The organism is Glutamicibacter sp. BW77 (assembly GCF_002332285.1).
Lineage (GTDB): Bacteria > Actinomycetota > Actinomycetes > Actinomycetales > Micrococcaceae > Glutamicibacter > Glutamicibacter bergerei.
Window position 1 is genome coordinate 1 of the sequence record NZ_NRGT01000004.1, and the last position, 2,666, is coordinate 2,666.

2 protein-coding genes are annotated in these 2,666 nt (G+C 55.9%); both read right to left on the bottom strand.

The features are described from left to right. Positions 1-156 precede the first annotated feature (156 nt). Complete coding sequence (locus tag CIK74_RS00160) at positions 157-927, bottom strand: ATP-binding protein (RefSeq protein WP_240520413.1); 771 nt, start codon at positions 925-927, stop codon at positions 157-159. After that, on the bottom strand, positions 927-2,513 hold the full coding sequence (gene istA / locus CIK74_RS00165) for an IS21 family transposase (RefSeq protein WP_096253687.1): 1,587 nt from the start codon (positions 2,511-2,513) through the stop codon (positions 927-929). Before istA ends, CIK74_RS00160 begins: the two co-directional genes overlap by 1 nt. Between the last annotated feature and the right edge of the window lie 153 nt (positions 2,514-2,666).

Here is a 2,666-nt window from a genome sequence, read left to right on the forward strand (position 1 = left end):
TGTTAAATCCCCGTATCGGGAACTACTAGTCCACGTAACCGGTACCACGATTCCCCAAACCGGGTACTGGCCCTCGCCAACAAAACTCCGTCAGCTGGACCAGCACCCCGTTCAGGAACGCAACGGTATCGTTGAAACCGAGGCTGCTAGCAACAGTTAGAAGTCCTCACCCTGGCGTTCCTTCAAACTCATTTCACGGCGCATGTCAACGGATCCAAGGTTGATGCGTCGAGAGTTATTCGCCAACCGATTCACGATCGAGTCGGCCGTGACTCGATCGTGAATCGCCTCAATCCAATAATCCGGGCCAGTCTGCGCCAGAATCATCGTCGGCAACCGCCGATCACGATTCGCCAGCAAATGAAACATCCCCGCGACCGCACGAGGATCAATCCCCACGGCCATAAAGTCATCCAGGATGAGAAGATCTACGTCAGAAAGCGAATTAAGCAGTTGCTTCTGCGCGATGAGGTCATCCTGAACCAAGAGCAACTCCAACGCCAACTGGTCAGTACGCCAATACTTCACCGTATGTTCCTGATGACAGGCAGCGATGCCCAACGCGCACGCCAAATAGGTTTTGCCGGATCCGGAAGCGCCAGTGATCACTAGGTTCACGGGGTCGCGTCCCCAATCATTTTTGGCGTAACGCTTGATCCTGATCGGGTTGATCGCCTCCCGCTCGGTACGGTAGTCCAGCTGCTCAATGGTCGCGTCAGCAAACGCGAAGCCAGCCTGCTTGATCAGCCGTTCAATCTTGTTCGAGCGGCGCAGGTCCAACGCATCAGTCGCTGCCTGCCGGAACAGGTTTTCAGGTTCCACCAGTTCGTTGGTTTCTTGCGCGAGTAGCGCCTCAAATGCCTGAGCCATATGCGTGATGCGCAAGGTGCGGAACGCTTCGTAGTCCTGCTTGGTGAAGATGTTCATCAGTTCCACTCCTGGTAGTAAGCGCTATCGCGCACGTAAGTTTCACCTGTTGGGGAGGACCGCTCATTGAGGGCTTTGAGCATGCTCGCTGCCGGACGGCTCGGTGCTGGGATGTCCGTATCGCTTTTAAGTGCGGCCATGATCCGTTTAAGAGCCGAATACGTTGGCACCTCGTGCGTGTTCAACAGCTGTCGGCATGCAGCCTCCAATCGGGTCTTACTTTTCTTCCCCAACGCATCCAGGATGTTCTGGCAGTCAAGATAGCCTTGGGCCTCGATCACCCGCCGATCCAGGACCTGGGTGATGACCTGCACTGTTGCCGGACCATAGGCCCGTGCCCGGTCCAGAAACCAGTTTCTGGACCATAGATTCATGATGTTCTGATGCGCCGGCGGTGTATGCTCCGTCAGCGTTGAATACTGGCCTTTACGCCCCGACTTCCGCAAATGCTCACAAATCAACTGCTCCCCGTCAAAGAGCGCAACTTTCAGGTCAGTGACCCTGGCCTTCAATGTTTTTCCGGCCAGCCGGTACGGTGCCGAGTAATGCTGATAGTCGACGCTGACGTGATAATTCCGTCCGACCTTCACCTGCTTCCAGCTCACCTGCCCATAGCGGTGCTCCGGCAAAGCACCCAAATGCGCGGCTTCCTCAGTGTCGAAGATTTGCCGCTTGCTCAACCCTTGAGGATTCTTCAGCTCGTTGATGCCCTCCAACAGGTCAGCGATAGCTTCGTTCAGCTCATCAAGGGTGGAGAACACTTCATCTTGCAGGTACCCGATGACGCGTTTGTTCACCGTCTGCACGGCCCGCTCGGTGGCAGCCTTGTCTTTCGGCGCCTTCACTCTGGCCGGCACGATGGCGCATCCGTAATGCGTAGCAAAAGCGGCATACCCAGCGGTGATCAACCGTTGTTTATCCCCACGGGTGGGCCGGTAGGTCGCGGTCCGTGCATTGTCTGGAATCAGGATTTTCGGAACCCCATTTGCATGCTCGAGCGCATCAACATGCAAACTAATCCACGCATCCAAGTTCATGCTCAACGATGCTTTGACGAACACGAGCCCGGAATACGGCAGGACCGCGACGAACAAATAGGCTTTGACCTGTTCACCGGTAAGGATGTCAGTCACTCGTAGGGTTTGCCCGGCCCAGTCCACCTGCATCGCCTTGCCTGGTTCGTGATGAATGGTGGCCGAAAGGTCGTTGGTATTCACGAAGTCGGAGAAACGGGCGCAGAACTTCGCGTACCCGTATTTCTTGGCCTCCGCAGTGATAGTGGAACTTAGATAGGTGTCCCATGCGCGTTGAAGCGTGTAGTTCCGGTCGCGTTTGAGCCGTTCAAGGATCGCTTTGTAGTCCGGTTGAGCATATTCCAGACTGCGCCGACTCCGCCCGTCCGGGAAGAGCACGGCCAGTGCGTCCGAGCCCAATGCGTCCAACGCTTGGATTGAGTTGATGCCGTGGTCGTTCATGGCCTTGCGCGCTGAGGCGACTGCTCGTTTCGAGCATTGCTGGGCTGCGGTGACCTGTTCATAGCTGTGTCCGTGGAGCAGCAGCTGCATGATGGCTCGGTAATCTGCCATCGTGTCCTCCTGATGAGTTCAATTGCGTGGCACGGGAGTGTGCCGACGCTATTGATCAGAGGATCATGGACAGGTTAGTTGCGATAGTACCCGGTAGGGAGAATCGGAGTACCGGGTACGTGGACTGGCAGTTTCAAATACGGGGATTTAACA